At 61.0% G+C, this 25,641-nt stretch carries 21 protein-coding genes, 14 tRNA genes and 1 pseudogene; 20 read left to right on the forward strand and 16 right to left on the reverse strand.

Annotated elements, in window-relative coordinates; translation table 11 throughout:
* Nucleotides 1-41: 41 nt before the first annotated feature.
* From AB7E19_RS12100 to AB7E19_RS12110, 3 genes are all read right to left on the reverse strand, one after another.
* Nucleotides 42-287, reverse strand: a complete 246-nt coding sequence (locus AB7E19_RS12100) for a hypothetical protein (protein WP_319859048.1) — start codon at nucleotides 285-287, stop codon at nucleotides 42-44.
* Nucleotides 288-394: 107 nt separating this feature from the next.
* Nucleotides 395-1,354 carry a Wzz/FepE/Etk N-terminal domain-containing protein gene (locus tag AB7E19_RS12105; RefSeq protein WP_261999410.1) on the reverse strand — a complete coding sequence of 320 codons (960 nt, stop codon included), beginning with the start codon at nucleotides 1,352-1,354 and terminating at the stop codon, nucleotides 395-397.
* A gap of 47 nt (nucleotides 1,355-1,401) precedes the next feature.
* Nucleotides 1,402-3,942, reverse strand: a complete 2,541-nt coding sequence (locus AB7E19_RS12110; protein ID WP_261999409.1) for an SLBB domain-containing protein — start codon at nucleotides 3,940-3,942, stop codon at nucleotides 1,402-1,404.
* 879 nt (nucleotides 3,943-4,821) lie between these two features.
* Between AB7E19_RS12110 and AB7E19_RS12115 the strand changes: the two genes are divergently transcribed.
* A complete protein-coding gene (locus AB7E19_RS12115; protein WP_041215736.1) occupies nucleotides 4,822-5,028 on the forward strand; it encodes a YgdI/YgdR family lipoprotein in 207 nt (68 codons plus the stop codon).
* 55 nt (nucleotides 5,029-5,083) lie between these two features.
* Here the strand turns inward: AB7E19_RS12115 and AB7E19_RS12120 are convergent, their stop codons facing one another.
* Both AB7E19_RS12120 and AB7E19_RS12125 read right to left on the reverse strand, forming a co-directional pair.
* Nucleotides 5,084-8,644 (reverse strand): ATP-binding cassette domain-containing protein, encoded by a 3,561-nt coding sequence (locus AB7E19_RS12120; RefSeq protein ID WP_322131716.1) that lies wholly within the window; start codon nucleotides 8,642-8,644, stop codon nucleotides 5,084-5,086.
* 97 nt (nucleotides 8,645-8,741) lie between these two features.
* On the reverse strand, nucleotides 8,742-10,019 hold the full coding sequence (locus tag AB7E19_RS12125; protein ID WP_322131715.1) for an alpha/beta fold hydrolase: 1,278 nt from the start codon (nucleotides 10,017-10,019) through the stop codon (nucleotides 8,742-8,744).
* Between the two features lie 236 nt (nucleotides 10,020-10,255).
* On the opposite strand from AB7E19_RS12125, the gene AB7E19_RS12130 reads away from it, so the two are divergent.
* Nucleotides 10,256-10,390 carry a hypothetical protein gene (locus AB7E19_RS12130; protein ID WP_081000980.1) on the forward strand — a complete coding sequence of 45 codons (135 nt, stop codon included), beginning with the start codon at nucleotides 10,256-10,258 and terminating at the stop codon, nucleotides 10,388-10,390.
* A 251-nt stretch (nucleotides 10,391-10,641) separates the two neighbouring features.
* Nucleotides 10,642-10,767 (forward strand): hypothetical protein, encoded by a 126-nt coding sequence (locus AB7E19_RS12135; protein WP_257713785.1) that lies wholly within the window; start codon nucleotides 10,642-10,644, stop codon nucleotides 10,765-10,767.
* A 64-nt stretch (nucleotides 10,768-10,831) separates the two neighbouring features.
* Here the strand turns inward: AB7E19_RS12135 and AB7E19_RS12140 are convergent.
* Both AB7E19_RS12140 and AB7E19_RS12145 read right to left on the reverse strand, forming a co-directional pair.
* Nucleotides 10,832-10,907 (reverse strand) — tRNA-Asn (locus tag AB7E19_RS12140).
* Between the two features lie 5 nt (nucleotides 10,908-10,912).
* Nucleotides 10,913-10,988, reverse strand: a tRNA-Phe gene (locus AB7E19_RS12145).
* Nucleotides 10,989-11,380: 392 nt separating this feature from the next.
* Between AB7E19_RS12145 and rraB the strand changes: the two genes are divergently transcribed.
* Nucleotides 11,381-11,716, forward strand: a complete 336-nt coding sequence (gene rraB / locus AB7E19_RS12150; RefSeq protein ID WP_010675493.1) for a ribonuclease E inhibitor RraB — start codon at nucleotides 11,381-11,383, stop codon at nucleotides 11,714-11,716.
* A 56-nt stretch (nucleotides 11,717-11,772) separates the two neighbouring features.
* Here the strand turns inward: rraB and AB7E19_RS12155 are convergent, their stop codons facing one another.
* Entirely contained in the window at nucleotides 11,773-13,746 is a 1,974-nt protein-coding gene (locus AB7E19_RS12155) for a sensor domain-containing protein (protein WP_053288764.1), read from the reverse strand.
* 166 nt (nucleotides 13,747-13,912) lie between these two features.
* Here AB7E19_RS12155 and AB7E19_RS12160 point away from each other — a divergent pair, with 166 nt between their 5' ends.
* Nucleotides 13,913-14,407: a hypothetical protein gene (locus AB7E19_RS12160; protein WP_029314787.1), complete on the forward strand. Its 495-nt coding sequence runs from the start codon at nucleotides 13,913-13,915 to the stop codon at nucleotides 14,405-14,407.
* Nucleotides 14,408-14,507: 100 nt separating this feature from the next.
* Here the strand turns inward: AB7E19_RS12160 and AB7E19_RS12165 are convergent, their stop codons facing one another.
* The 5 genes from AB7E19_RS12165 to rsgA are packed head-to-tail and all read right to left on the reverse strand — an operon-like array spanning nucleotide 14,508 to nucleotide 17,349.
* Nucleotides 14,508-14,909, reverse strand: coding sequence for a hypothetical protein (locus AB7E19_RS12165; RefSeq protein WP_427935440.1), 402 nt, complete (start codon nucleotides 14,907-14,909; stop codon nucleotides 14,508-14,510).
* A gap of 2 nt (nucleotides 14,910-14,911) precedes the next feature.
* Entirely contained in the window at nucleotides 14,912-15,163 is a 252-nt protein-coding gene (locus tag AB7E19_RS12170) for a DUF2960 domain-containing protein (protein ID WP_010675489.1), read from the reverse strand.
* 4 nt (nucleotides 15,164-15,167) lie between these two features.
* Nucleotides 15,168-15,416, reverse strand: coding sequence for a VF530 family DNA-binding protein (locus AB7E19_RS12175; protein WP_041212447.1), 249 nt, complete (start codon nucleotides 15,414-15,416; stop codon nucleotides 15,168-15,170).
* Nucleotides 15,413-16,285 carry an archaetidylserine decarboxylase gene (gene asd / locus AB7E19_RS12180; protein WP_319888479.1) on the reverse strand — a complete coding sequence of 291 codons (873 nt, stop codon included), beginning with the start codon at nucleotides 16,283-16,285 and terminating at the stop codon, nucleotides 15,413-15,415. The genes AB7E19_RS12175 and asd overlap by 4 nt, the downstream gene beginning before the upstream one ends.
* A 29-nt stretch (nucleotides 16,286-16,314) precedes the next feature.
* Nucleotides 16,315-17,349: a small ribosomal subunit biogenesis GTPase RsgA gene (gene rsgA / locus AB7E19_RS12185; protein ID WP_042879889.1), complete on the reverse strand. Its 1,035-nt coding sequence runs from the start codon at nucleotides 17,347-17,349 to the stop codon at nucleotides 16,315-16,317.
* A 91-nt stretch (nucleotides 17,350-17,440) separates the two neighbouring features.
* Between rsgA and orn the strand changes: the two genes are divergently transcribed.
* The 8 genes from orn (at nucleotide 17,441) to AB7E19_RS12225 (ending at nucleotide 18,952) form a co-directional block, all read left to right on the forward strand.
* Nucleotides 17,441-17,986, forward strand: a complete 546-nt coding sequence (gene orn, locus AB7E19_RS12190) for an oligoribonuclease (protein ID WP_042014296.1) — start codon at nucleotides 17,441-17,443, stop codon at nucleotides 17,984-17,986.
* Nucleotides 17,987-18,163: 177 nt separating this feature from the next.
* Nucleotides 18,164-18,239 (forward strand) — tRNA-Gly (locus AB7E19_RS12195).
* A gap of 25 nt (nucleotides 18,240-18,264) precedes the next feature.
* Nucleotides 18,265-18,340: transfer RNA gene (locus AB7E19_RS12200), tRNA-Gly, on the forward strand.
* 32 nt (nucleotides 18,341-18,372) lie between these two features.
* Nucleotides 18,373-18,448, forward strand: a tRNA-Gly gene (locus AB7E19_RS12205).
* 114 nt (nucleotides 18,449-18,562) lie between these two features.
* Nucleotides 18,563-18,638, forward strand: a tRNA-Gly gene (locus AB7E19_RS12210).
* 24 nt (nucleotides 18,639-18,662) lie between these two features.
* Nucleotides 18,663-18,738 (forward strand) — tRNA-Gly (locus AB7E19_RS12215).
* 38 nt (nucleotides 18,739-18,776) lie between these two features.
* Nucleotides 18,777-18,852 (forward strand) — tRNA-Gly (locus AB7E19_RS12220).
* A 24-nt stretch (nucleotides 18,853-18,876) separates the two neighbouring features.
* A tRNA-Gly gene (locus AB7E19_RS12225) sits at nucleotides 18,877-18,952 on the forward strand.
* Between the two features lie 554 nt (nucleotides 18,953-19,506).
* Here the strand turns inward: AB7E19_RS12225 and AB7E19_RS12230 are convergent.
* From AB7E19_RS12230 to AB7E19_RS12240, 3 genes are all read right to left on the reverse strand, one after another.
* Nucleotides 19,507-19,716: a cold-shock protein gene (locus AB7E19_RS12230; RefSeq protein ID WP_005297820.1), complete on the reverse strand. Its 210-nt coding sequence runs from the start codon at nucleotides 19,714-19,716 to the stop codon at nucleotides 19,507-19,509.
* Nucleotides 19,717-20,011: 295 nt separating this feature from the next.
* The gene (locus AB7E19_RS12235) at nucleotides 20,012-20,671 is read right to left on the reverse strand and encodes a LysM-like peptidoglycan-binding domain-containing protein (protein ID WP_427935444.1); all 660 of its coding nucleotides are present in this window, start codon (nucleotides 20,669-20,671) and stop codon (nucleotides 20,012-20,014) included.
* A 99-nt stretch (nucleotides 20,672-20,770) separates the two neighbouring features.
* Nucleotides 20,771-22,873, reverse strand: a complete 2,103-nt coding sequence (locus AB7E19_RS12240; protein ID WP_427935446.1) for a methyl-accepting chemotaxis protein — start codon at nucleotides 22,871-22,873, stop codon at nucleotides 20,771-20,773.
* A 263-nt stretch (nucleotides 22,874-23,136) separates the two neighbouring features.
* On the opposite strand from AB7E19_RS12240, the gene gltX reads away from it, so the two are divergent.
* The 7 genes and pseudogenes from gltX to AB7E19_RS12275 all read left to right on the forward strand — a co-directional run bounded on the left by gltX (nucleotide 23,137) and on the right by AB7E19_RS12275 (nucleotide 25,488).
* The gene (gene gltX / locus AB7E19_RS12245) at nucleotides 23,137-24,552 is read left to right on the forward strand and encodes a glutamate--tRNA ligase (RefSeq protein ID WP_039040158.1); all 1,416 of its coding nucleotides are present in this window, start codon (nucleotides 23,137-23,139) and stop codon (nucleotides 24,550-24,552) included.
* Nucleotides 24,553-24,563: 11 nt separating this feature from the next.
* Nucleotides 24,564-24,699 (forward strand): annotated as a pseudogene (locus AB7E19_RS12250) (glutamyl-tRNA synthetase); the annotation flags it as partial.
* Nucleotides 24,700-24,935: 236 nt separating this feature from the next.
* Nucleotides 24,936-25,011, forward strand: a tRNA-Ala gene (locus tag AB7E19_RS12255).
* A 28-nt stretch (nucleotides 25,012-25,039) separates the two neighbouring features.
* Nucleotides 25,040-25,115, forward strand: a tRNA-Ala gene (locus AB7E19_RS12260).
* 63 nt (nucleotides 25,116-25,178) lie between these two features.
* Nucleotides 25,179-25,254: transfer RNA gene (locus AB7E19_RS12265), tRNA-Ala, on the forward strand.
* A gap of 48 nt (nucleotides 25,255-25,302) precedes the next feature.
* Nucleotides 25,303-25,378 (forward strand) — tRNA-Ala (locus AB7E19_RS12270).
* Between the two features lie 34 nt (nucleotides 25,379-25,412).
* Nucleotides 25,413-25,488 (forward strand) — tRNA-Ala (locus AB7E19_RS12275).
* The last annotated feature ends 153 nt before the right edge of the window (nucleotides 25,489-25,641 follow it).

Raw genomic sequence — 25,641 nt, forward strand, 5'->3', positions numbered from 1 at the left:
AATAATAAAGACTGCCCTGAGGCAGTCTTTATTTCATTATATCAACGAGCTGTGCTGGTGACAGTCGAGGAGTTGTCATCGTTGTTGTTGCTGGCAACGGCAACGGCAACACCGATGGCAGCAGCAGCGGCTACGCCAACGGCGATGGCACCAGCGGTGATGCCACCGACAGCAGCACTGCCAGCAGCACCGGCACCAGCAGCGGCGCCACCAGTGCTGGAGCCTGCGCCAGCAGCGGTTTCTTCAGCAGCCATGGTCGGGCTGGACAGGGCCAGCAGTGCAGTCATAATCAAAACACTCTTCTTCATATATTTCCCTTATAAAATCAGAATAGTCGACGATCGTTCTACTCTATTGTGATGGCAAGCCATCGTTTTTGATCAATTTGCGTCCATTATTTTTTATCATGACGGAATGCAAATCGAACCAAAATTATCATTACCCCCAACATGCCGCCCAAGAGGGCACCCAATACGACGATGAGTGCCCGTTTCGGCTTTATTTTCTCTTCGGCGATAACGGCAGGGTCAAGCACTTTAAAGACATATTCCTGATTGACTTCGGCGAGCATCAAGGTTTTGGTCTGCTCTTCTATCAATTGATAAAAGACTTTCTGCATATCGGCAACGGAAGTCTTGGAGAGTTGTTCGGTCAAATAGGCGATATTGCGTTTTGACTCCTCCTGATCCCGCTGTTTCATGGTGCTGTTGAGATCGTCGATCAACCAGTCCACCCACTGTTTTGCCAGTTGCGGGGAGTAGAAGTCGACGCTGACGGTCAGCAGCCCTGTCTTGGGGTCGCTATTGAGATTGACCAGGCTCCTGAACGCCTTGATGAGCTCCCAGTCAGTGGGCTCGGGAGACCTGCCGGGCGGCATCTCGCGGACCCACTGTTGGGCTTGGGTGTCATAGACTTTGGGGTCGATGAGCAGCTCCCCCGTGGTTTTATCCATGCCGGTGGCGGCGATCAGGGGGACGGCCAGTTGATGGCGGCGAATGAACTCCCCGAGAAACAGCCGCGACTTGCCCACCTCGATGGCGATGGAAGCCTTGTCTCCTCCTTTGTTGCCCAGATCGACCCCGGCCAGACTGGCCAGCCCGCCGAAGCGGGAGGCCAGCGCGGAGAGTCCTCCCCCCTGTTGTTCAAGGGAGGGGGTCAGGAGCGCTTCGGCACGATAGATGTTGGGACTCCACAGTGCGAAGGCAACGGCGAGACAGGTCGCGATCAATGTGGTGGCAAGGAGCCACCACTTGCCTTGCCACAGGGCAATAGCCAGCTCTCGCAGGTCGATTTCATCGCTTGCCGGAGCAAGATCCCTCGGCAAGGGAATGACGTTCGCTTTTTGTGCTTCCATGATGATGTGATGAGTCCTATGGAATATGACTGGACGCGTCCAGCGCGTTACTTGATGGCGGACCAGGCGACGCCCAACTGATACATGATCTGGGTCGCCGAAGACATGATGCTCAGGTTGTCCAGATAGTCGGAATCCACCGGCACTATGATGGTGTCCCCCGGCTCCAGGCTCTTGCGTCCGCCAAACCAGCTGTCACTGGGCAGCATCACGCTGCCGTTGGCCTTGATGACATAGACGCGATCGGTATCGGCTTGCTTCTTGGTACCACCGGCCAGGCTGATGTACTCGTTGATGCTGGTCTCCTCTTTGTAGATATGGGAAGAGGGGAACTGCACCATGCCCGCGATGGAGACCACGTTCTGCATGGTCGGGATATAGAGTTTGTCGCCATCCTCAAGCAGGACGTCTGACTGCTTCTCTCCGGCCAGCAGGGCTGGCATGTCGATGGTCATGCGTCCGATGGCCTTGCTGTTTTCCAGCTGGTTGACCACCGACATGGCTTCGGCAGGGGAGCTGCTGTAGTTGGCAATGGTGCTCTGTCTGCGCAAGGTCATGGTCGAGATCTCCTGGCGAAGTTCATCGCGCAGCATCACCAGCCGCTCTTCCTCCTGCTTGCGCAGGGCCTTGCGGGCGAAGATGGCCCCGTTGGGGTTGGCGTAGGTCGTGATGCCACCCACTCGCTCGATCAGATCGTGCAGACTTTCTCCCCGGCGCACGGTGTAAGTGCCCGGGAATTTCACTTCACCGAAGACCTGGACGGTCGCCTCTTCCCGCCATTGGGGATGGGGCAGGACGTTGATGTTGTCCTTGGATTGCAGCAGCGGTGAACCGTAAGGGCTGTTGGCGGTATCCAGCGAGAATCGCTCGTTCTGTACCAGGATGCTGTCGCCCCGCTCATTGACGCGGGAGAGTTCGACCACGTTGGCCTGCTCGTTGAATCCGCCGGCGGCCAGGATGGCATCGGACATGCGGCTGTTGTCGGTCAGCGGGTAGAGGCCCGGGTATTTCACTTCGCCACGCACTTCCATGATCTTCACCGGCTGACCCAGGGTAGACTGTGCCTTCAGGCGCTCGATGACAGGCGCCAGAAGGGCTTGCCGTGAATCGGCGACCACTGCGTCCGTGGCGGTCTTGTCGGACAGGGAGGAGAGCTTGATCTGAGAGTCATTGCTGAGCTCGTCGGTCTTGACATCGGCGCCTGTGGAGACGTCGGTCCGCATCATGGCTGCGTTGTCCAGCTCTCTCGTCTTGGTCTTGAGATCTTTCACTCTTGTCGAGGTTGCGGCGGTCTCTCTGAGCCGGTCAGTGGCATCGTTGCGGAACACCAGTACCTGGTCCCTGGCCTGGAGTACCACGTCGTCTTTGCTGCCCGGCTGTTGCAGCGCCTTGCCCAGGTTGAACTGGATCACGCTGATATTGCGTTGGGAATCCACTTCCCTGACGACCAGGGCATAGCTCAGGTCGGTCGCTGATAGGAGATCCCGCTGAACGCTCTTGAGCAGGTTGCTGATGCGGGTGCCCGGGGTATAGCTGTAGACGCCATCACGTACCACGGCCCCTTTGACGACGATGGCCTGGCTGTACTCGGTGCTGCTCGGTTTGACCGAAATCTTGTCACCGTCCCGGATGCTGAACTGACGATCATGGCCATTGGCCAGCGTCAGGTTGAAGACCTTCAGACCGGTGTCTGTATGACGTTCTACCGAGACTTCCTGCAAGGCGGACGCCTTTACGCCACCGGCCAGGGCGAGCACGTCCGCCAGGGGCGCCGAATTTCTCAATTCGTAGATGGCGGGGCGCTTGACCAGTCCGCTGATGGACACTTCACTGCCTTTGGCCGGGACGAAGACGGTATCCCCCGCCTGCAAGCGAATATCCTGGCTGGTATCCCCCCAGACCAGCATCTTGTACAGATCCACATCGATGACTTTCTGTCCGGCCCGCTTGACCTGGATCTTGCGCAGGGAGCCGACGGTGTCGATGCCGCCAGCCGCCTGCAAGACCTGGGTGACGGTCGCCATGCCGCTGACATTGTAGGCACCGGGGCGATAGGCATCCCCCATCACAAATACCTGCATGGCACGCATGGAACCAAAGCTGATGAAGGAATTGACGCCTATCATCTGCTCCTTGATCCGGGTTTCAAGGTCGCTTCTGAATTGCTGGAAGGTCAGTCCACTGGCAGAGATAGGACCGAGACTGGGGAAGTCGATGAAGCCTTCGCGACCGACGCTCAGGTCATAGACCGCGTTTTCCTTGCCATACAGCTGCACATGGATTTCATCCCCCGGGCCAATGACATAATCATCAGCAACAGGCATGTCGGTCACGGGGGCATCCAGAATGGGTTCACCGGCGAACACATTGTAACCGAATGGTTGAAGCTCCCCTGGCTGGGCTACCCCTGCGATCAACGGGCGCTGGGATACCTGGCTATAGTCGACCTCCCGTGGCGCCGCTACCGGTGTTGACGGGATGACAGGGGTCATGGCGCTGGTATTCTGGAACTGGTCGACAGAAATACCGTATTGCTTGGCCAGAGCCTGTTGCTGATCAGCGGGCAGGCGCTTGAATTGTTCCATCATCTGCGGGCTGATTTGCGGCGCAGCGAATACATTTAAACTAATCGCAGCTAATATCCATGGCGCTGTTATAAATTTCATTTTAGGTAAAGCCTTGCAATGTGTTTGTTCAGATTGCTGAAGATGGTGGGTAATAAATAGGGTGTTTACTCGGTCATCGAGTAAATTAGACTTTCTTTATATATCCGTGAAAAATAACAAGCCCCGTATATTAGAACATGCTTGTGTGACGTTTTTATATGCAAGGTACCCAGGTAATGGAAGGTCCGGGTATGCCCAGCGCTGTCAGCATGAGGAGCAAACCACCCGCAGGGGCAGGGGTGGCATGATTGGAACTTGGGGTCAGTGTGCTGCCCTGTGTACGGCAATCATTGTGCCTTCACTCATTATGCGTGTCACAACGTCCATGCTGGTCAGGGATAAAAAGACATGGCTACCGCATCCGAAGGGCAAATCGGCATGGAATGTGTATTTTTTGTTATTTTTTTCAGGTTGGACGACAGTGTGCGTCGTATCCCGATGGTCAAAGCGTCAAATAGTTGATTGTATTGGCAATGACTATGAGATTTGTTTTCCGCGCGGAAATTTATCAAAAGTGTATTTTTTTGCAACATATATCAGACAATTCCTATGACCAATCTCGGATTATTCCTTTCTTTGAACAGAAGGCACAATAAATGACCGGGTATGTGACTGCGTGTTGATAATTCAGCATGCCGGACGTAATGACTTTGTTTCTGGTATCTGTGTGGGGGTTTTGTATGGATCTTGTCTGGTGGGGTTGACTTTTTGCTCTAATTTTGTGGCTGCTGCAGTCTGAAACCCGCACTGAGCTAGGCTTCAACTATCACCGCCAGGGTGAGCGTGAAGAAGGGGAGAGTGATGAAAGCTGTGATGATGCTGGTTTGTCTGTTGGGATTGGCGGGGTGCAGCTCCCAATACATCATGAGCACCAAGGATGGCAAGATGATTGCCACCGACAGCAAACCCAGGTTGGACGAGACCACAGGCATGTATCGCTATTACGATGAAGAGGGGAGGGAAGTGCATATCAACAAGGACGACATCACCCAGATCATGGAGCGTTGAGGCTCTCCTCAAGCAACAAGGGCTGCCCGGGGGCAGCCCTTGTTATTTTTGGTGCTCATGCCGTCTGGGGCACCTGACGGTTGACCTGGCCGGCAAACAGCTGGTGGAAGCGGGAGTGGGAGTTGGCCAGCAGGCTCACCGGCGACCCCTGCTCCACCACGGTGCCGGCCTCCATCACCACCACCTTGTCCACCGACAAGAGCGGCTCCAGGTGGTGGGCGATCACCAGATAGCTGGCCTCCGGCCGGTAGCGGTAGAGCAGCTCCGCCATCTTGCGCATGCCGCCGTGATCGAGGTCCGAGGTGGCCTCGTCCAGCACGATGAGCGGTCGGCGCGACAGCAGGATGCGGGCGATCACCAGCAACTGGGTCTCGCCGGCGGAGAGTTGCAGCCTGTCGAGATCCTCATCCAGCCGCCCGGCGCAGCGCTCGGCGAGGCCCACCCGGGCCAGCGCCTGCTCAAGCACGGCGTCCTCATGCTCGGCCAGGGGCGTCAGATTGGCCCGCAAGGTGCCAAAGAAGGTGAGCGGGATCTGGGAGACTGTGTCGTAGAGGTCGCGCACCGCCTCCGGTGCAAGTCGTGACAGTGGCTGATTGCCGTAGAAGATCTCTCCCTGAGAGGCGGGATACATGGCCTGCAATACCCCCAGCAGGGAGCTTTTGCCTGCCCCGGTACGCCCGCACACACCCACCTTTTCACCTGGGGCCAGCTCGAAGTTCACCTTGTGCAGTGCCCACTGGCTGGTCTGGGGGTAGCGCAGCCCCAGGTTGTCGAAGCGCACTGCGGGGTGAGGGGTGGCGAGGGCCTCTCCCTCCTGGCGCTCGCTCTCTATTTCGCTGTATTCGCGCACCCGTTCCACCGCGTTCATCACCTGTTCCACTTCGGCAAAGGTGCGGATGAGGGAGTTGAGCATGGCGGAAGCGGTAAAGGCATAGGTGATGGCCACGGCCCCCAGCAGCGGGCTGTTGCCAAAGGCCACCATGAGTGCCACGGCCCCCACCAGGGCGGCGGAGAGCAGGGTCTGGTGCATGCCGAGCCAGCGGTTGATGGAGGTGGTGGTGTACCAGCTGCGCAGGTTGTTGTCATAGTGGTGCAGCACCTGGTCCAGCGCGAAACGCTCGGCCCCGGCCAGGCGCAGGGCGGGGGCGCCGCGGATGGTCTCGCTGATGCTGATGTAGAGCGGGGAGCGCAGCACCGAGGACTGGCGCCGCAGCTTGAGTTGCACCGCCCGGTAGCGGCGCTGCAACACATAGAGCGCCCATCCCACCAGGGGGGCGATGAGCAGCAGCAGGGGAATATTGATGCCGATCACCACCACCTGCAAGGCCACGGACACCAGCATGCCGAACAGTCCCACCAGCATGGAGAGCAGCATCTCCTGCGCCTCCCCCAGATCCCGGTCGAAGCGGTTGAGGATGCGCCCCTGGGGCACCTTGTCGAAGAAGGCCATGGGGGCGCGGCTGATGCGCCCCAGCATGCCGTCAAACAGGGTCCAGGCCAGCTTGAGGCCGAGTTTGTAGTTGATGACCCGCACCGCCATGATGCAGGCGAGGGAGCCCGCCCCCAGCAGCACATAGATGCCGAGCAGGGTCGTGACGTCGCTCACCTCGGCCTTGCCGCCGAGCCAGAGATCCGAGGCGATGCGCAGCCCTTCCTGGCCCAGGGTGAGCAGCAGGACGAGCAGGATGGCACCGGGGGCGGCGAGGCGCTGCCACATGAAGCCAAACAGTCCCCAGTCCACCTTGCCCTCCACCACTTTCTCCTCGCTGAACTGCTCCGCCTCCTGAGGGGGCACCGGCGGGGCGGGCTGGGGATGCTGGACAAGATCCGCCAACTGGTGGGCATCGAGCTCCACCAGGCGCCCCTGCTCGATGCGGATCACCCGATCGCACCTGGCCAGCACATCCGGGTCGTGGCTCACCAGGAGCCTGGTCGGCCCCGGATTGAAGGCGAGCCCCTGCTCCAGTACCTGGGCCGCGACCATGGGGTCGAGCGCAGACAAGGGGTTGTCCAGCAGGAGGATATCGGCCCGGGCGTAGAGGGCGCGAGCCAGGGCGACCCGCTGCTGCTGGCCGCCGGAGAGGCGGGTGCCGAGCTCCCCCACCAGGGTTTGATCCCCGTGGCTGAGCAGCGCGAGATCGGCCGTGAGGGCGCAGGCGCCGAGCACCCAACGATAGCGCTCGGCGTGCCAGGGCTGGCCGAACAGGATGTTGTTGCGGATGGTGTCGTTCATCAGCCAGGGTTTATGGCCCAGATGGGCAACCCGGCCGTGGCGACGGATGCTGCCGGCAAACTCGCTGTCAAAGCCGGCAACCAGATGCAGCAGGCAGCTCTTGCCCGCCCCGGTGGCCCCGGTGATCCCCACGAGCTCCCCCGGTGCGATGGCGAGGTTGGCTCCCTCGAGCACCGGTTTTTGCTGGTGCAGGGCACTGACGCCTTCTAGGTGGAGGGCCCCCGCCGGCAGGGTGGGATCATCGAGTTCCAGGTGCTGCTCCGGGCTGTTCAGGAACTCGCACAGCCGGTTGAAGCCGGTGTTGAAGTTGATCAGGGTGCGGATGAGGTAGGGCAGTCGCATCATGGGAATGCGCAGCACGGTAAACAGGGCGATGGTGGTGAACACCTGGGGCAGGGTGAGGGTGTTGCCCGACGCCAGGTAGGTGGTGAAGGTGGCCAGGGTCACCAGCAGGGGAGTGCTCAGCATCAGCCCTTCGTTGATGGCATCGAGCCTGAGCACCCGGCCCAGCACCCCCAGCTCCTGCTGGCGCTTGGTGTTGGCCGCCCGGGTGAAGAAGGGGCCAAGCCCGTTCTGGCGCACCAGCCGCAGCTTCTTGATGTATTCCGCCAGGATGCCGTTGCGCTCGTCCTGTTGACGCTTGAGCTGCTGCTCCTGCTGGTTCATGCGCCGTACTACCCGGGTGGAAATGAGCAGCAGCAGGGCCAGTACCGCGAAGCCCACCAGACCGGCACTGCCCACCTGCCACACCAGCAGGGCGATGGTGCCGATGAGTTGCAGCGCCATGGTGACCGGCATGGCGGGGTCAGCCAGGATCCAAGTGATGTCCCACACGTCCCGGTTGATGAGGTTCTGAACCCGGCCGCCGGCCCTGTCGTCGAAGCTCTTGCCACCCTGCTTCATCACCTTGGCGAGCAGGGATTCGGCCAGCAGACGGCGGATGGGCACGTGCATCTTGAGGGCCAGTTGCAGGGAGTGCTCCGCCAGCATGCCGGCGGCGAGCACGGAGGCGAACAGGGCCAGGGCCAGCAGCAGCTTGTGGCCGGTGGTGGCATCGGTGCCGAGCTGGGTCATGCTGTGGTTGAGCAGCCAGGGGCTGGTCAGGGTGGCGAGCATGCCGAGCAGTTGCAGCAGGGTGAGCAGGCCAATCCGTCCCTTGTAATGGCGCCAGATAAAGGCGGTCAAGGGCCAGGGGCGCACCGGCTGGCGGGCGGTGAGCGCGAGGAAGGCGTCGGCGCGGCCGTCGCGCCTGTCTTCCGGCAGCAGGGGATAGAGATCGTCGAGACTGACCTGGGGCTGGGTCAGCCCCTTGCGCAGCAGCGGGCCGGTCCAGCGATAGAAGAGGCGACTCAGCCAGCCGGCCGAGATTTCCGGATGATCCAATGGGTGTCCTTGTTGTTTTGTGTTGCTTCCATGGGCGGGGCGGCTCATGGGCCGCCCTCGAACTTGTTGTCTTGCTGCGGGCGTGCGCCCGGCGGGATCAGCGATCCCGGTTCATGCGGATGAGCCGATCCAGGATCCGCTCGCCATCGACCCGCAGGCCGTTGTGTTCGTACTCGTTGGTGATCCAGGCGCGGCTGTTGCCAAGCCCCTTCAGGGTGTCGCGGCTGTAGTCAAACTCCACGTACATGTCCTCGGCATAGACGGCGCAGGCCACCGGCACAGTGTTGCGGGCCAGCTGCGCCGGGTCGTAGAGGGGACCCCAGTCCGCTTTCTGGGCAAGCAGGTGGGCGGCCTCCTTCAGGGGAATGAGCTCGCGGAACTGCTCGAACATCCAGGGGAAGATCATCTCGCCGGTAAAGGCGAAATCTTTGCCGGGCGCCCAGGCCAGGGCAGGGAACTCCCTTCTCACCCGCTCGGCCGCCCAGTTGCTGGCACTCCCTTCGCAATAGATGAGCTCGTGCAGGATGGCGAACACCGGGTTGGTGTTGAACGGCTGCATGGCCTGCATCTGATAGAGGAAGGCGGGGTTGAGGCGTTCGCCGATGAAGGCGTCTTCCAGCAGGTAGTAAAGTGCCTCGAAGGCGCCGCTGGCCCCCAGATCCAGCCCCTGCTGCTGCAACTGCTCCACCGTCAGGCGCTGGCCGTTGGGCAGGCGCACATCGTAGTGGTGCAGGTGGTTGGCCAGCCGGTTGGCCAGGGCCTGGGCATGGGGGAAGCGGGTGAAGAAGGCGCGGTTCTTGTCCGCTACCCGCTGGTAGGTGGCGCGGTAGACCTCATCCGCACTGCGCCCGATGGGTGCCACGCCGCCGGTGAGGTAGACCTCGTGCAGGCTCCTTGGGAACAACGAGAGGTAGGTGAGGCTGCAAAAGCCGCCGAAACTCTGGCCGAGCAGGCTCCAGGGGCGCCCCGGGCTCAGCACCTCGCGAATGCATTCGGCGTCGCGCACTATGCTGTCGGCACGAAAATGGCCGAGGTAGTCCGCCTGCTCACCGGGGGTCATCCCCGCCAGGGCGTCAGCACTGATGGGGGTGGAGTGGCCGGTGCCGCGCTGATCGAGCAGCAGCACCCGAAACTCCTGCAGAGCCCGCTTGATCCAGCCGCCATCGGCGGTCGGGCGAGGAGCGCCAAAGCCCGGGCCCCCCTGCAAATAGAGCAGCCAGGGCAGGTCATCATCCAGCTTGTCCTTGCGGCAGAGGGTGCGGCCAAACAGGGTGAGGGTCGCCTCCTCATCGGGATGCTGGTGGTCGAGGGGCACGGTAAAAAAGTGTGGCTCGCAATGGATGCCATCCAGCACATAGTGCAAGGGGCTGCTCATCTGGGGTCTCCCTGAGGGTAGGAAAATCGTCGGCCTCATCATAGCCCTGGCGCAGGGGCGGGTCACGCCGGTTTTCCAGATTGTTAACAGAGATGGAGCCTGAGGTCGGTGTCGTACAAGGTGTGGTTTCGCCGCGGTTGACGGCGGGCTGCAACTGGACAAAGATGAGCCGCCTGCCGGGATGGGCAGGGATAGGTCAGCACCCCGGGTGCAGGAAACTGGATGGAGTTGGCTCGATGAAGCCGAGATGGATACGTGTTCGCAAGAGACGCACACAGAGGGATCCGGAGGGGGTGCTGCAGGCGGGTTTGCTGGTGTTCAGCGCCACCTGTGGTGCCACTCTGTTGCTGGCGGCCTGCAACGGCGGTTAGCTGAGTGAAACAGACCCGCTTGTCATGAGCGGGTTTTTTCATGCCGGAGCAGAAGGTCGGGACCTGCCTGTAGCCCTTTGCTGACGCGGGTTTGCGGTATGCAGAGCACGGCTGCTATGGTCAATTTACGACCGGATCCACAGAGGGAGGCGATCATGAACAGTCGTGAAAAAGTCCTGGCTCATTTGGCCACAGATCACCGGGTTGCAGGATTGACCGCCGGCGAGGCACTGGCTGGCATGAGCCACTCGATGAGTTCGCTCCTGCTGCAACAGGATCAGCACTTCTTCCGCCGCCATGCGGACGACCCCTGCCACGAAGTCGCCCGGGCCTGCTCGGCCGGACACGTATGGCATGGGGACGAAAACCACTACTAGCCCCGGCATGTGAGTAAATGACAGATGCAAAAAGGCCCGCTCATCTGAGCGGGCCTTTCGAATTTGGCTCCTCCTACTGGACTTGAACCAGTGACATACGGATTAACAGTCCGCCGTTCTACCGACTGAACTAAGGAGGAATAGTTGGTGCCCAGAGACGGAATCGAACCGCCGACACGGGGATTTTCAATCCCCTGCTCTACCGACTGAGCTATCTGGGCAACGGCGCGCATTAAACCCTTTCTGGACTGAGGTGTCAACCACAGGCCGCAGATTGATGTACCGTTCGCTCGATATCCGAGCAATCTTCCCGTGATTGGACCGGTTTCCCCGTTTTAACCATGAAAAGAGGGGCGCCAGCGGGGCAGGGCGGGCCGACGGCCAGCAGAACATCATGAAGGATGGCGGGCTGCCTGACGTGCCGAGGGCTGCCCGTTGGCTGCCCGTTGGCGCCAAGCCGGAAGAGGCGCCAGTTATCTTGGCCCATCGATTGAGCCTGCCGCGCTCTGCGGGTATGCTTTGCCGCACTCATCCCCTGGCCATGGTCCGGGCCGACGCGGCTGGCAGGGGTGACATCCATCCAACACCGCCTGGGGTTTATATGAGTACCAATATGCAAGAGTGGCGCGAAGAGACCGCCGCCATCGTCAACGAGCTGCTGGCCGATGGCAGCAACCCGGATCTGGATTACGAGATTGAGCACCACTTTGCCTGCCAGAAGTTCGATCTGCTGGAGAAGGCGGCGGTCGATCTGTTCAAGGCCGGTTTCGAAGTGACCGACGCCGAGGAGATGGAGCTGGACGACGGCGCCACCATCTTCTGTTTCGACGCCATGGTGGAGTGCAAGCTGGACATCGACACCATCGTCGCCGACATCGAGAAGATGCTGCCCATCCTCGAGAAATACGGGGTGGACTACGACGGCTGGGGCACCTACTTCCAGGAGTAAGTGCACGCTTTGCAAAAACAACAAGGCCACCCTCGGGTGGCCTTGTTGTTGCTGGCTTACTGCTCCGGCAGCTGGTAGCTGCGGGCAAACTCGGCCGGTGGGAGGGGGCGGCTGAACAGATAGCCTTGCAGCCGATCGCAACCGACCTGCACCAGCCAGGCCTGCTGCTCCGGTGTCTCCACCCCTTCGGCGGTGATCTTGATGCCAAGCTCATGGCCCAACCCGATGACGGAACGCACGATGGCGGTGGTGGCCTGGTTGGTGGCCAGCCCCTGGGTGAAGCTTTTGTCGAGCTTGAGGGTCGCCACCTGCAGCCTGGGAAGATAGGCGAGGGAGCAGTAGCCGGTGCCGAAGTCGTCGATGGCGAGCTGGAAGCCCGCCTCGATGAGGCTGGCCAGGTTGCTCTCTATCTCGTCGGCATTCTCCATCAGCACCCCTTCGGTGATCTCCAGCTCCAGTTGCCAGGGGGCGAGCCCGTGGCGCGCGATGCAGTCGAAGATCTGCGGGCAGAGCTCGGGATCGCGGAACTGCAGGGGCGAGAGGTTGATGGAGAGCACCAGATCCGGGGCCGCCACCTGCCAGCGGGCAAGCTGGGCACAGCCGAGCTCCAGCATCAGCTGGCCGAGCTGGCCGATGAGCCCCAGCTCCTCCGCCAGCGGGATGAACTCGTCCGGCGAGATCATGCCGAATTCGGGATGGGGCCAGCGGCAGAGCAGCTCAGCCCCGTGCAGCCGGTTGCTGTGGGTGCAGATGATGGGCTGGTAGACGGCGGTCAGTTCGGCGGACTTGATGGCGAGTGGCAACTGGGCGGCGATGAGCTGGCGGCGTTTGAGCTTGGCATCGAGTGCGGGGTCGAACAGGGTGCAGTGCTGCTGCTGGCGCTTGCCCTGGGCCAGGGCGGCCTCGGCGTGGCTCAGCAGACGCTCGGCATCCTTGGCCTTGCCATGGGCGATGCCGAGGAACACCGGGATCTGGATCCTGTGTTCTTCCACCTGATAGGGCGTCATCAGCTCCTGCTGCAGGTTGCGGCTCCACGCATCCAGAGAGAGGGGGAGCTCGGGCAGCAGCAGGGCGAAGTCATCCGCCGCGACCCGACAGAGCAGGGACTGGGGCGGCGCCAGTCGTTGCAGGCGACGGGCCACCTGGCTCAGCAGGCGGTCGGCGACCCGGATACCGAAGCGATCGTTGATCTCGCGAAAATGTTGCAGATCCACCAGCAGCAGGCTGGCCTTGCGGGCGCCCAGATGACGGCTGGTCTGGAGGAAGTGGGAGAGCTTGAGCAGGCCGGTCAGGCTGTCGTAGTGCTGCTCCTGCTGCAACTGGGCCTGGGTGGTGCGCAGCCCGGTGATGTCGCGGCTCAGGGTGAGGATGCCGAGGGAGTTGCCCTCGTCATCCGGCACCTCGACCCGGGTGACCTCCAGATGGCGGCCTCTGCCCTGGGCATCCACCACGCAATACTCCCCCTGACCCAGGGTTTGTTCGACGGGCAACCGGGGCGGGACGCGCCGACCCAGAGCCTCGCTTGCCACCAGCCCCATGAAGTCGAGAAAGGCCTGGTTGCAGTCGATGAGCACGCCCTGGTGATCCTCGAGACGGATGAGGTCGGGAATGGCATCCAGCAGGCGGCGTTGCAGCAACTGCTGCTGGCGGAAGGTTTGCTCCAGCTCCTTGCGCTGATCGATGGCGCTGACCATGGCAAACAGGGCGATGGGGTCGCCGTGCTCGTCATACAGGGGAACCTTGTTGATCTCCATCCAGCTGGCGCCTTCGCCGCTGTGGCAATGGAGCTGCTGGTGCAGCAGGGGTTTGCCGTCGGCCAGCAGGCGGTCATCTTCCTCCCGGAATACATCCCCCCAGGGCATCTCGGCATCGCTCTTGCCAATGAGTTCGCTCGGGTCTTGCAGGCCGGCTTCCCTGGCGAATGCCTTGTTGGCAAACAGGTACCGTCCGTGCTTGTCCCGGCAGAAGATATTCATGGGTAACTGGTCGATGATCTGCTGCAGCAGCGCCAGGGAGAGCGAAGAAGTCACGAGAGCACTCACGGGGGAGACTTCGAGCAAATCTATGATAACAGGTGGGTTTTGTAAAGCCTGGGTTAAGAGTACGCCATTTGTGCGGATCCCTGCTGACAGCCTGTGTCGCGATCGCCATAATAGCCGCCGGTTGGCCTATGGCCTTATGGATGAGAGAAGCAGCATGAAGAAGATAATGGGGGGCGCCCTGGCCCTGTTGATGGTGGGTTGTGCGAGCGACAACAACGGCGGCGAGCAGTATCGCTATACCCCGCCGGTTGCCAAGGCAACCAACAACACCCAGGAGATGGCGATCCCGGTGGATCTGGTGTGGGCCCGTGCCGAGAAGTGGTTCGGCGATCACGGTCTGAACATCGAGAACAGCCAGCGTGGTGCTGGTCTGATGACCGCCAACGTGGAAAACTCGGCCGATGGTCTGGAGTGGCTGGATTGCGGCACCATGGGGTCCAAGGTGGCGCTGGGCAACCCCAACCTGCAGATCAACCTGATCATCACCCAGAGCGGCAACAACAGCGTCGCCACCGTGAACGTCAAGGGCAATACCCAGCTCTACTTCGTCGAGTCCTCCGGCGAGCGGGTACTGGCTCCCTCCATCACCCCGGTGTGCGTCTCCCGCGGCAGCCTGGAACAGAGCCTGTTCTCCACCCTCGGCAACTGATCCTGCCGGGTATCATGAAAAACCCCGTTGCACGCAACGGGGTTTTTTTATGCCTGCCCTGCACCCATCAGGGCGTGAGGGGAGGGATGACGCCAGAGGATCAGGGGGTCAGATCACCGTGATAGAGCACATGGTCGCCGGATTTGAGCACATAGCCCTTCCAGGGGAAGAGCTGATAGCCGCCGCCCTGCCAGGACCAGTTGCCCTCTTCGCCCTGGCGGATCAGCCGGATCGGCTCGCCCTCTGGCAGGGTCAGCTCGGCCTGACTCTGAACGGCATTGAACAGCACGAAGGCGCTGACGGTCTGACCGGCATCGGTCGGGTTGAGGCGAATGCCCTGCTCGAACAGCCGCACGCACTGGCCTGCCAGCGCCGACCATTGATAACCCGCGCTGCCGATGCAGCCATGTTCGTCGCGATCCGCGCCGACCAGGGGCTCCCTCGGTGTCGTGTTGCAGGCGGCCAGCAGCAGGGTGGCCACCATCAGGGTCAGGGTGCGCATGCTTACTCCTTGGCGTCCCGTTCGATGACGATGTTGGAGAAGCCCAGTTCCTTGAAGTAGTTCTCCCGGTAATCCTTCACGCTCTTCTTGTCGCGGCGGCACACCTGGGCCAACTGCTCTTCCATGGCGTGGAAGCGGGTCAGATCGATCCCCTCGGCGGCGGCAACGGCATCATAGATGCTGTTGAACTTGTCGTTGGCGTAGCCAATCTCCCTGGCCTGTTTCTTGTAGGTGTAGGTAATCTTGAACGCCATGGCGTCACTCCTTCTCTTTGGCCTGCTTGCGCTGGACGTACAGATAGAGGCTTTCGACCTTCTCTCTGGCCCAGGGGGTCTTGCGCAAGAACTTCAGGCTGGACTTGATGCTGGGATTATCGGTGAAGCAGCGGATATTGATCTGCTGCCCCAGCGCTTCCCAGCCGTAGTGCGCGACCAGGGCGGTGACGATGGCTTCCAGGGTCAGCCCGTGCAGCGGGTTGTTCTTCTGGGAAGCGGGTTGATCGCTCATGCTTGCGCCGCCAGGGTGGCAAAGGGCTGACCCATGCGGGTGGTGACCCCGTTGGCCAGGTGCGGCGCGAAACCGGCCAGCATGCCCGGGCCAAACAGGCAGACGACTGTGCTGCCCAGCTTGAACAGGCCCATCTCGGCCCCCTTTTGCAGGGTGATGGCTTCGTCGCCGGTGTAGTCCCAGCGCACCACCTTCTTCTCTTTGGTCGGCGCTATGTTGCCGGCCCAGATGGTTTCGATGCTCGCGACGATAGTGGCACCGACCAGCACCAGGGCCATGGGGCCGTGGGGAGTACGGAAGGTGGCCACCACCCGCTCGTTGCGGGCAAACAGGTTGGGCACGTTCTCGGCCGTGAGGGGGTTGACGGAGAAGAGATCCCCCGGCACGAACACCATGCTCTCCAGCACGCCGTCCAGCGGCATGTGGATGCGGTGGTAATCCTTGGGTGCCAGATAGATGGTAGCGAAGTCGCCATCCTTGAACGGGGCCACCAGATCCTCATAGCCCCCCAGCAGCTCGCGGGCGCTGTAGTCGTGGCCCTTGGCCTGGATGATGCGACCTTGGCTGATGGGCCCGAGCTGGCTGACGGTGCCATCCACCGGCAGGGCCAGGGTCATGGCGTCTTCCACCACGGGGCGGATGCCGGGCTTGAGCTCGCGGGTGAAGAATTCGTTGAAGCTCTTGTAGTGGGCAGGGCTCTCGTGCAGCGCCTCGCTCATGTCGACCTGGTACTGCTTGATAAAGGCCTCGATCACCCTGGTGGTGAGGTTGCCCGCTTCGGCGGCGGCAAGTTTGCCCACCAGGCGGGAGAGGGCGTGTTTGGGCAGGCAGTATTGACCGGCAATTTTCAGGTTGTCAGTGATGCTCATGATCTTCATCTGGGAATGAGTTGAACGGGTCACAGCCGCGCCTGTTGGCGACCGTGGCGGGCTTCCTGCATGGTTTCCAGGATGCGGTGGTAGTTGTGGAAGCGATCGGCGCTGATGGCGCCCGCTTCGACCGCGGCGCGCAGGGCGCAGCCGGGATCATCCTTGTGGGTGCAGTCGCGGAACTTGCAGCCACCCAGGTAGTCGCGAAACTCGACGAAGCACCAGGTGATGCGGTCGGCTTCCAGGTGCCAGAGGGCGAACTCGCGGATCCCGGGGGAGTCGATGAGATCGCCGCCGCTCGGGAAGTGGTAGAGCCGCGCCGTGGTGGTGGTGTGCTGGCCGAGCCCCGAGTTCTCGGAGATCTCGCCGGTGAGCACGTCCAGCCCCGGCATCAGGGCGTTGGTGAGGGACGACTTGCCCACCCCGGACTGGCCCACGAAGATGCTGATCTTGTCGGTGAGCGCCGCCTTGAGGGCGTCGATGCCCTCACCGCTCTCGCAGCTCACCAGCAGCACCTCGTAACCGAGCTTGCGGTAGGTCTCGAGCTGGTGCTCGATACGGGCGCGGGCCGCGTCATCGAGCATGTCGACCTTGTTCAGCACGATGAGGGGCGCTATCTCCACATCTTCTGCCGCCACCAGGTAGCGGTCGACGATGTTGGTGGAGAACTCGGGCATCACCGCCGAGACGATGATGATCTGGTCGATGTTGGCGGCGATGGGTTTGACCCCGTCGTAGAAGTCCGGCCGGGTCAGCACCGAGTGGCGCGGATGCACCGCCTCGATGACGCCGGCAGTCGCGGCATTGAGGCCGGGGCGCCACACCACCTTGTCGCCGCACACCAGGCTGCTGATGCTGCTGCGCCGCAGGTTGCTGCGGTGGATGGCACCATCGCTCGCCTCGACATCCGCGTGCTGGCCGAAACGGCTGATTACCACCCCTTCGATGGCGGGGCCGAACAGGGTGTCATCCACCTCTGTGGTGTGCTCTTTTTGCAGCCGCCGCTCGCGGTTGGCCTGGACGCGCCTTTGTTGACCCAGATTGAGTTTTGCTTTCTTTGCCACGGGGTTTGCCAGTTTATGAACAGATTCAAAGCCAGTATGATACATGCAAATTGGCAAAATTCCGCCATTCCTCCCAATAGAGAGAGCAATCATGACAGTCAGCGCGCAGAACCTGGTATGGATCGACATGGAGATGACGGGTCTGGACCCCGAAGAGAACGTGGTACTGGAGATCGCCACCATCGTCACCGACAAGGACCTGAACGTGCTGGCCGAAGGGCCGGTCATCGCCATCCACCAGAGCGAGGAAGAGCTGGGCAAGATGGATGACTGGAACGTCAACACCCACACCAAGAGCGGGCTGGTGGCCCGGGTCAAGGCGAGTGAATACGACGAGGCCAAGGCCGTTGCCGAGACCCTCGCCTTCATTCGCCAGTGGGTGCCGGAGCGCACCAGCCCCCTGTGCGGCAACAGCATCGGCCAGGATCGCCGCTTCATGGTCAAGCACATGAGCGATCTGGAAGCCTTCTTCCATTACCGCAACGTGGACGTCAGCACCATCAAGGAGCTGGTCCGTCGCTGGCAGCCTGAACTGCTGGATCAGTTCAAGAAGAGCGGCTCCCACCAGGCGCTGGATGACATCCGCGAATCCATCGCCGAACTGCAGTTCTACCGCGCCCACGTCTTCAAAATCTGAGTGGCTGGCAAGGGTTTGCCGTCGTTCGGTTGCTAAAATCAGCAGTTCGGCCAGCTTTTGAGCGAACGGCTGCAACCAGACAAAAAAGCCCTTGCAATTGGAATGTCTGCTCTTATAATTCGGCTCCCGTACAGTAGCGCAAGCAACCAAATGCTGTACGGTCTGTTTTCAGGTTTTGCGGGAATAGCTCAGTTGGTAGAGCACGACCTTGCCAAGGTCGGGGTCGCGAGTTCGAGTCTCGTTTCCCGCTCCAAAATGTTTGCTGATGACGTTCCGATGCGGGAATAGCTCAGTTGGTAGAGCACGACCTTGCCAAGGTCGGGGTCGCGAGTTCGAGTCTCGTTTCCCGCTCCAATCATCAGCACAGCCTCAAGACAATCCATGTTGCGGGAATAGCTCAGTTGGTAGAGCACGACCTTGCCAAGGTCGGGGTCGCGAGTTCGAGTCTCGTTTCCCGCTCCAATATGCAGTGCCGGAGTCACCGCGTTGGTAGAGCATGTTGAGTGCTTGCCAAGGTCGGGGTAGCGAGCGCGATTCTCGTTGCTGGCTCCAAAAATATGTAAGTGATATTCCGATGCGGGAATAGCTCAGTTGGTAGAGCACGACCTTGCCAAGGTCGGGGTCGCGAGTTCGAGTCTCGTTTCCCGCTCCAATCACTTGCAGATGACATTCTGTTGCGGGAATAGCTCAGTTGGTAGAGCACGACCTTGCCAAGGTCGGGGTCGCGAGTTCGAGTCTCGTTTCCCGCTCCAAACAGTGTCCGGTAGATATATGTAAGTGACATTCCGTTGCGGGAATAGCTCAGTTGGTAGAGCACGACCTTGCCAAGGTCGGGGTCGCGAGTTCGAGTCTCGTTTCCCGCTCCAATCACTTGCAGATGACATCCTGTTGCGGGAATAGCTCAGTTGGTAGAGCACGACCTTGCCAAGGTCGGGGTCGCGAGTTCGAGTCTCGTTTCCCGCTCCAATCTCTCTTCGAACCCTTCGAATTCAATCTCTCCCCCAAGTACACGAATCCAGTTTCTCAGTACCATCACTGCCGCGTCCTGTTGGTAGAGCATGATCCGCGCTTGCCAAGGCTGGGGTCGCGAGTTCGAGTCTCGTTTCCCGCTCCAATCTCTCTTCGACGTCCTCATAATCCCTTTGAATTGCCCATCACATCGCGCCGCGATGATTTGTCGTATCCGGCGTTTGCCTGCTTTCTCTCTTCCCCGCACATCCCAAGTCATAAGACCAAGATGTATTGCTTGCTAATAGCCTCCCGGAGATCGGGCACAACCCTTTGCGGTCGGCTAACAGGCTTGGCAGGGCCTGAATGACAGACAGTGGCTCGCTATAAGTTAAAACCGGGGCATTTAACCAAAACTCATAATTTTGATTTATAGCGGCTGGTGGCGGCCATAAGCGGCTTGCAGGTGGGGATGGCAAGCCCGGCAAGAGCTCTGCCGGTCGGGAAGGAAAGATCGCGGGCAAAAAAATAGGAGGGGCGATGGCTCCTCCTACGGGTTCACTGGCGCTGGCTCAGATAACGGTAACGTTCTCGGCCTGAGGGCCTTTTTTGCCCTGGGTCACAGTGAACTGGACTTTTTGACCTTCAGCCAGGGTCTTGAAACCTGCGCTCTGGATGGAGGAGAAGTGAACGAAAACGTCCGGTCCCTGGGATTGCTCGATGAAGCCAAAACCCTTGGTTTCGTTGAACCATTTTACTTGGCCGGTGCGAATGTCAGACATGTGGTAAGTCCTATCTATAACAAAATGAAACTAAGCCTGGTTGGGCAGCATTTGCCTGGAAGTCAGGGGTTGAAGCATGACTGACCACGTCTCTTTGTCCCAGTAGCATGTAGCACAATCCCTGTCTAAAGCCTGACCGATTGTACTGGAGCCCGATCCCTTGTCAATTTGGCACTTTTCATTTTTTGAGCGAGCTAAAAGTATTGTGAAGTCAGCAGCTTGTTTCATGCTTCACATCAAAAAAAACGGGAGGCCATGGCCTCCCGTCTGCATAAGGGGGGGTGGTCGGGCCCCCTTATTCCTTGAGAGCGAACCCTTCCCCCTGGCGGTCGTAGCGGTAGCTGACCTGACCGAGAGAGCGGACCTCGACCCGCTGGATGCGGCGGCTGGTGTCCACCAGGATGAACACCGACTTGCCCGACTGCAGCCGGGTCAGCGGCCTGTCCGGCCCTTCGATGGCGATGAGCCGGCTGAGCTCGGCCCCCGGCAGCTCGAACTTGCGGAAGATGGAGTAGAGGGTTTCACCGGCCTGCACGTCGTGCTGCAACCAGGTGCCATCCACTTTTTCCTCGACGGGCTTGGCGGCCTGGGGCTCACCGGCGTTGCCGACGGTCAGGGCCTGGGCCGGCACGGCCAGGGGGACCGCCAGAGAGCCTGACGGCGCCGTGGTCGGGGCGGCGGGGGCGGGCTCCCAGGCCAGCACCAGCAGCCAGAGCGGGATCAGCACCAGCAACCCTATGGTGTGTTTGCGGGGCAGGGGGCTTACCAGCTTGAACGAGGCCGCCTTCGGCTCCTTGTTGCGCTGACCCAGGCCACTCATGCCCTGGCCGAGACGCTGGCGCAGGGGCAGGGTAGCCGCGTTGATACGTTGGAGCAGGGTTCCTTGTGATTCGTCTTGGCGACGCTGCTGGGCTCGTCTGTTATGGCCACGTGGGCGACGGTCCGGGGTGGGCACGGCATTTACCTCTCACTACATTGCCTGCCATCAGGCAAATATGCCGCCTATGGTAAACGGACTCGCCCCCGAGGGGGAGAGTCCGGAGCATGAAAATTATCAGCTGAGACGAAACTGACCCAACAATTGCTGCAAACGTTCCGCCGCCTGACGCAAGGCCTGACTGGCGGTGGCCGTGCTGGTGGCGTCCCTGGCGATGTCGTTGGCCAGTGCGCTGGTTTTTGACAGATTGCCGGAGACAGTCTCGGAAACCGAGCTCTGCTCCTCGGCGGCGGAGGCGATCTGGTAGGTCATGTCGTTGATGGTGGCGATGGCCTGGAAGATGCTGCCGAGGGCTGCCTCCGCCTGATCCGCTTCCCCCACCGCCTGATGGGTCAGCTGCTGGCTCTGCTGGATGGCGTTGACCGCGTTGGTGGAGCTGTGGCGGATCTTGTCGATCAGCTCCTGGGTATTCTGCACCGCCTGCTGGGTGTTGCCCGCCAGCTTGCGCACCTCGTCGGCCACCACCGCAAAACCGCGCCCCTGCTCGCCGGCCCGGGCCGCCTCGATGGCGGCGTTGAGTGCCAGCAGGTTGGTCTGATCGGCGATCCCCTGGATGACGGTGAGGATGCTGGTGATCTGCTCGCTGTCGTGAGCCAGCCCTTCCACCACCTCGGCGCCCTTGCCCGCCTCGGCAGCCACCTTGTGCATGGAGTGGATCACCCGCTGGAAGCGTACCTTGCCCTCGTCCGCCGCGCTCTGGGCCTGCTTGGCGGAGTCGGCAGTGTTGTTGGCGTGGGTGGCCACCTCCTGGCTGACATAGGACATCTCCTGCACCGCGGTCAGCATCTGCTCCATCTCCGCCTGGTGATGCTGCAGGTTGCTGTCGGTCTGGCCGGCGATGCGATCGGTGTCCCCGGCGTGGCGATGGACCTCGCTCGCGGTCTTCTGCACATCCCCGAGCAGGGCCTGCAGCTTGTCGATGAAGCGGTTGATGCCCCGGGCCAGGGCCCCCAGCTCGTCCCTTGAGCGGCTCTCCAGACGCTTGGTGAGATCCCCGTCTCCGTCGGCGATGTCATCCACCAGGCTGACCATCTGGCGGATGGGGCCCGTGATGCTGCGGGCAATGACCAGCATGGTGCCAAGGGCCAGCGCCAGTACGATGAGGGCACCGATGAGCTGCTGGGTCATGGCGGCGCGGTTCATGTCGGTGAGCTGGCGTGCCAGCTCGTCCGCTCCCGCCAGCACCACCTTGTAGGGCAGGGTGACGATGATGGCCCAGTTTCGGGCCATGCCGGGCACCGCGATGGGCACCGAGATACGGAACGCGTCGGTGAGCTCCTGGCGCTGCACGTCCGGTTTGAGGTACTGCTGCCAGCCGTTGCCGAGCACCTTGTCGGCGCGGCTGCCGAGCAGGCTGGCGTCGCCGCTGGTACCGGTGATGACGCCGGCGGCGCTGACGATCAGGGTTTCCCCCTTGCCGTCATAGATGTTGCTGTTGAGGGACTGGGCCTGGCGGCTGATGGAGTCCACCGCCAGATCCAGCGCGGCTATGCCCTTGAACCGGCCATCCACCAGGATGGGGGTGGTGATGGTGCTCACCAGCACCTGCTGGCCGTTGATGTCCACCTTGAAGGGGTCGATGAGGCAGGGGCGCCCCTCCCGTTTCGGGCAGGCGTAGTAGTCGTTGGCCGGGTTGCCGAACTCGTCCGGATCGCTCTTCTCGATGGAGAGCAGCAGATCGCTGCCGATCTGCTCCTTGTCGCGATAGAAGTAGGGAACGAAGCGCCCCTTGTCGTCACTGCCGAGCGCGCTCTGGCCGGCGAAGCTTTCGTCCTGGCCGTCGAAGCCGTTGGGCTCGAAGCCCGCGAAGGCGCCATAGAGCTGGGGCTCCAAAGCAAGCTGGGCCTTGAGCAGGTCGGTGGCTTGCTGGCGATCCAGCGGCAGCTTGCCCTCCTGCTGGCGGGCGAAGACGCTGGCCATCTGCTGGGTGTAGGAGAGCCCCTTTTGCAGCAGCTGGGTGATGGTGGCGGCCTCGGCGCGGGCGTTGGCGCTCACCTTCTGCCACGCCTCCTGTTGCAGGGCGGCGCGGCTGGAGTCGATGGTGAGCTGCTGGGTCTGCCGGCCTGAATACTGGTTGAGCAGGATCAGGATGACCAGGGCCGTGGTCATGGCGACACCGGCCAGTACCAGGATACGATTCTGGATAGAACGAAACTGCATCGCGCGTTCCTTGTATCGTTGAGGGTTCGTTGACGGGGTGACTGAAGTATCGGCTGTGCGGGAGATCTCTCCAGCGACCTCGCCTAGCTAAGCGGGAAAAAAGGGAAAATTCTGAGACATCACTCTAAAACAGCGGTTTTTGCGGGAATAGACCCTATTTTCCCCTCTGCCTCGCCATGGTTTTCCCATCCGTCATTGTCGGTGCTAAAATGCGACGGTTTTTTTAACGAATTGGCCCAAGGCCCTCTACACAAGGCTTAAAGATGAAAGTCAAAACCCGTTTTGCTCCCAGCCCGACCGGCTTTTTGCATGTCGGCGGTGCCCGTACCGCACTCTATTCCTGGTTGTTTGCAAAGAACCAGGGCGGTGAGTTTGTGCTGCGTATCGAGGATACCGATCTGGAACGTTCCACTCAGGAGGCCATCGACGCCATCATTGAGGGCATGGAATGGCTGGAGCTGAACTGGGATGAGGGCCCCTACTACCAGACCAAGCGCTTCGATCGCTACAACGGCCTCATCGACGAGATGCTGGCCGACGGCCGTGCCTACAAGTGCTACTGCTCCAAAGAGCGTCTGGAAGCGCTGCGTGAAGGCCAGATGGCCAACGGCGAGAAGCCCCGTTATGACGGTAAGTGCCGGGATGGCGCTCACGATCACCCGGCCGATGCGCCCCACGTCATCCGCTTCCGCAACCCGACCGAAGGCTCCGTGGTGTTCGATGACCACGTTCGTGGCCGCATCGAGTTCGCCAACACCGAGCTGGACGATCTCATCATCCGCCGTACCGACGGCGCGCCGACCTACAACTTCTGTGTTGTTGTCGATGACTGGGATATGGAGATCACCCACGTGGTGCGTGGGGAAGACCACATCAACAACACCCCGCGCCAGATCAACATCTACAAGGCGCTGAACGCGCCGGTACCGGAGTTTGCCCACGTCTCCATGATCCTGGGTGACGACGGCGCCAAACTCTCCAAGCGCCACGGTGCCGTCTCCGTGATGCAGTACCGCGACGATGGCTACCTGCCGGAAGCGCTGCTGAACTATCTGGTGCGTCTGGGCTGGTCCCACGGGGATCAGGAGATCTTCACCCTCGACGAGATGATCAAGCTGTTCAGCCTGGATGCCATCTCCAAGTCCGCCTCCGCCTTCAACACCGACAAGCTCTTGTGGCTGAACAACCACTACATGCGCAGCCTGGATCCGGCCTATGTGGCCAAGCACCTGGCCTGGCACATGGAACACCAGCAGATCGACACCAGCAATGGCCCGGCGCTGGCGGATGTGGTCACCCTGCTGGCCGAGCGCTGCAACACCCTGGTCGAGGTGGCTGCCCAGAGCCGCTACCTGTTCGAAGAGTACGAGGCCATCGACGAAGCGGCAGCCAAGAAGCACCTGCGCGGTGTGGCTGCCGAGCCGCTGGCTCTGGCCAAGACCAAGCTGGCGGCCCTGGAGACCTGGACCACCGAGGCGCTGCACGAGCTGATTGAAGCGACCGCCGCCGAGCTGGGTCAGGGCATGGGCAAGGTCGGCATGCCGCTGCGTGTGGCTGTCACCGGTCTGGGCCAGTCTCCTGCCATCGATGCCGTGATGGCGCTGGTGGGCAAGGAGCGGGTCCTCGCCCGCATCGACCGCGCCCTGGCGTATATCGAAGCGCGCATGGCCGCCGAGTAAGCTTGCCGTCGCACATTGCCGTCACCGGTCTGGGGTAATCTCTCCCCCGCCATCGACGCCGTGATGGCGCTGGTGGGCAAGGAGCGGGTCCTCGCTCGTATCGACCGCGCTTTGGCGTATATCGAAGCGCGCATGGCCGCTGAATAAACATCGGCCATGGCATGAAAAGGGCCCCCTGACGGGGGCCCTTCGTATTTTGGCCTCAAGCGGATTTGCGACGTAAAACAGCGACATAGCGACGAGGTTGGCGGTAAAAACAGCTAACTGCCTGAATTTTGACTAAACGCTCCAGCGGGCGAGAATTTTGGGTTGACAGCAAAGCGGGTGATGCCTATCATGCGCCTCCGTTGCCAGAGATAACTTTGGTAGCGCCGAGGTGAGTTGGGGTTATAGCTCAGCTGGGAGAGCGCTTGCATGGCATGCAAGAGGTCCGCGGTTCGATCCCGCGTAGCTCCACCAAATTCTCCTCGAGCAATCTGGAATCCAAGGGGTTATAGCTCAGCTGGGAGAGCGCTTGCATGGCATGCAAGAGGTCCGCGGTTCGATCCCGCGTAGCTCCACCAGGTTCCCGATTGACATGAAGTACCCAGGGCAGTGCGGTGTGTATCACCCAGGCCGACCTTTGTGGGGTTATAGCTCAGCTGGGAGAGCGCTTGCATGGCATGCAAGAGGTCCGCGGTTCGATCCCGCGTAGCTCCACCATTATTGAGGATGAATGGCCGCCAGAACCATTCGTTCAGTACCGAATTTGGGGTTATAGCTCAGCTGGGAGAGCGCTTGCATGGCATGCAAGAGGTCCGCGGTTCGATCCCGCGTAGCTCCACCAAATTCAGAGTGATTCAGTGTCACTCACACACATCGGGGTTATAGCTCAGCTGGGAGAGCGCTTGCATGGCATGCAAGAGGTCCGCGGTTCGATCCCGCGTAGCTCCACCATATTTCGCAAGAAAGCACCAAGGCCACCGCATCGCGGTGGCCTTTTTGTTTGCCTGTCATTTGGATTTCCCATGATCCCGCCCTTTGCATTTGTCTGGCAAATGGCGTTTCACCCTGTCCGCGAGGGCATCAGCGGCCCTGGCCGCCGCTGAC

This window comes from Aeromonas sp., from assembly GCF_050252055.1.
GTDB classification, from domain to species: Bacteria; Pseudomonadota; Gammaproteobacteria; order Enterobacterales; family Aeromonadaceae; genus Aeromonas; species Aeromonas caviae.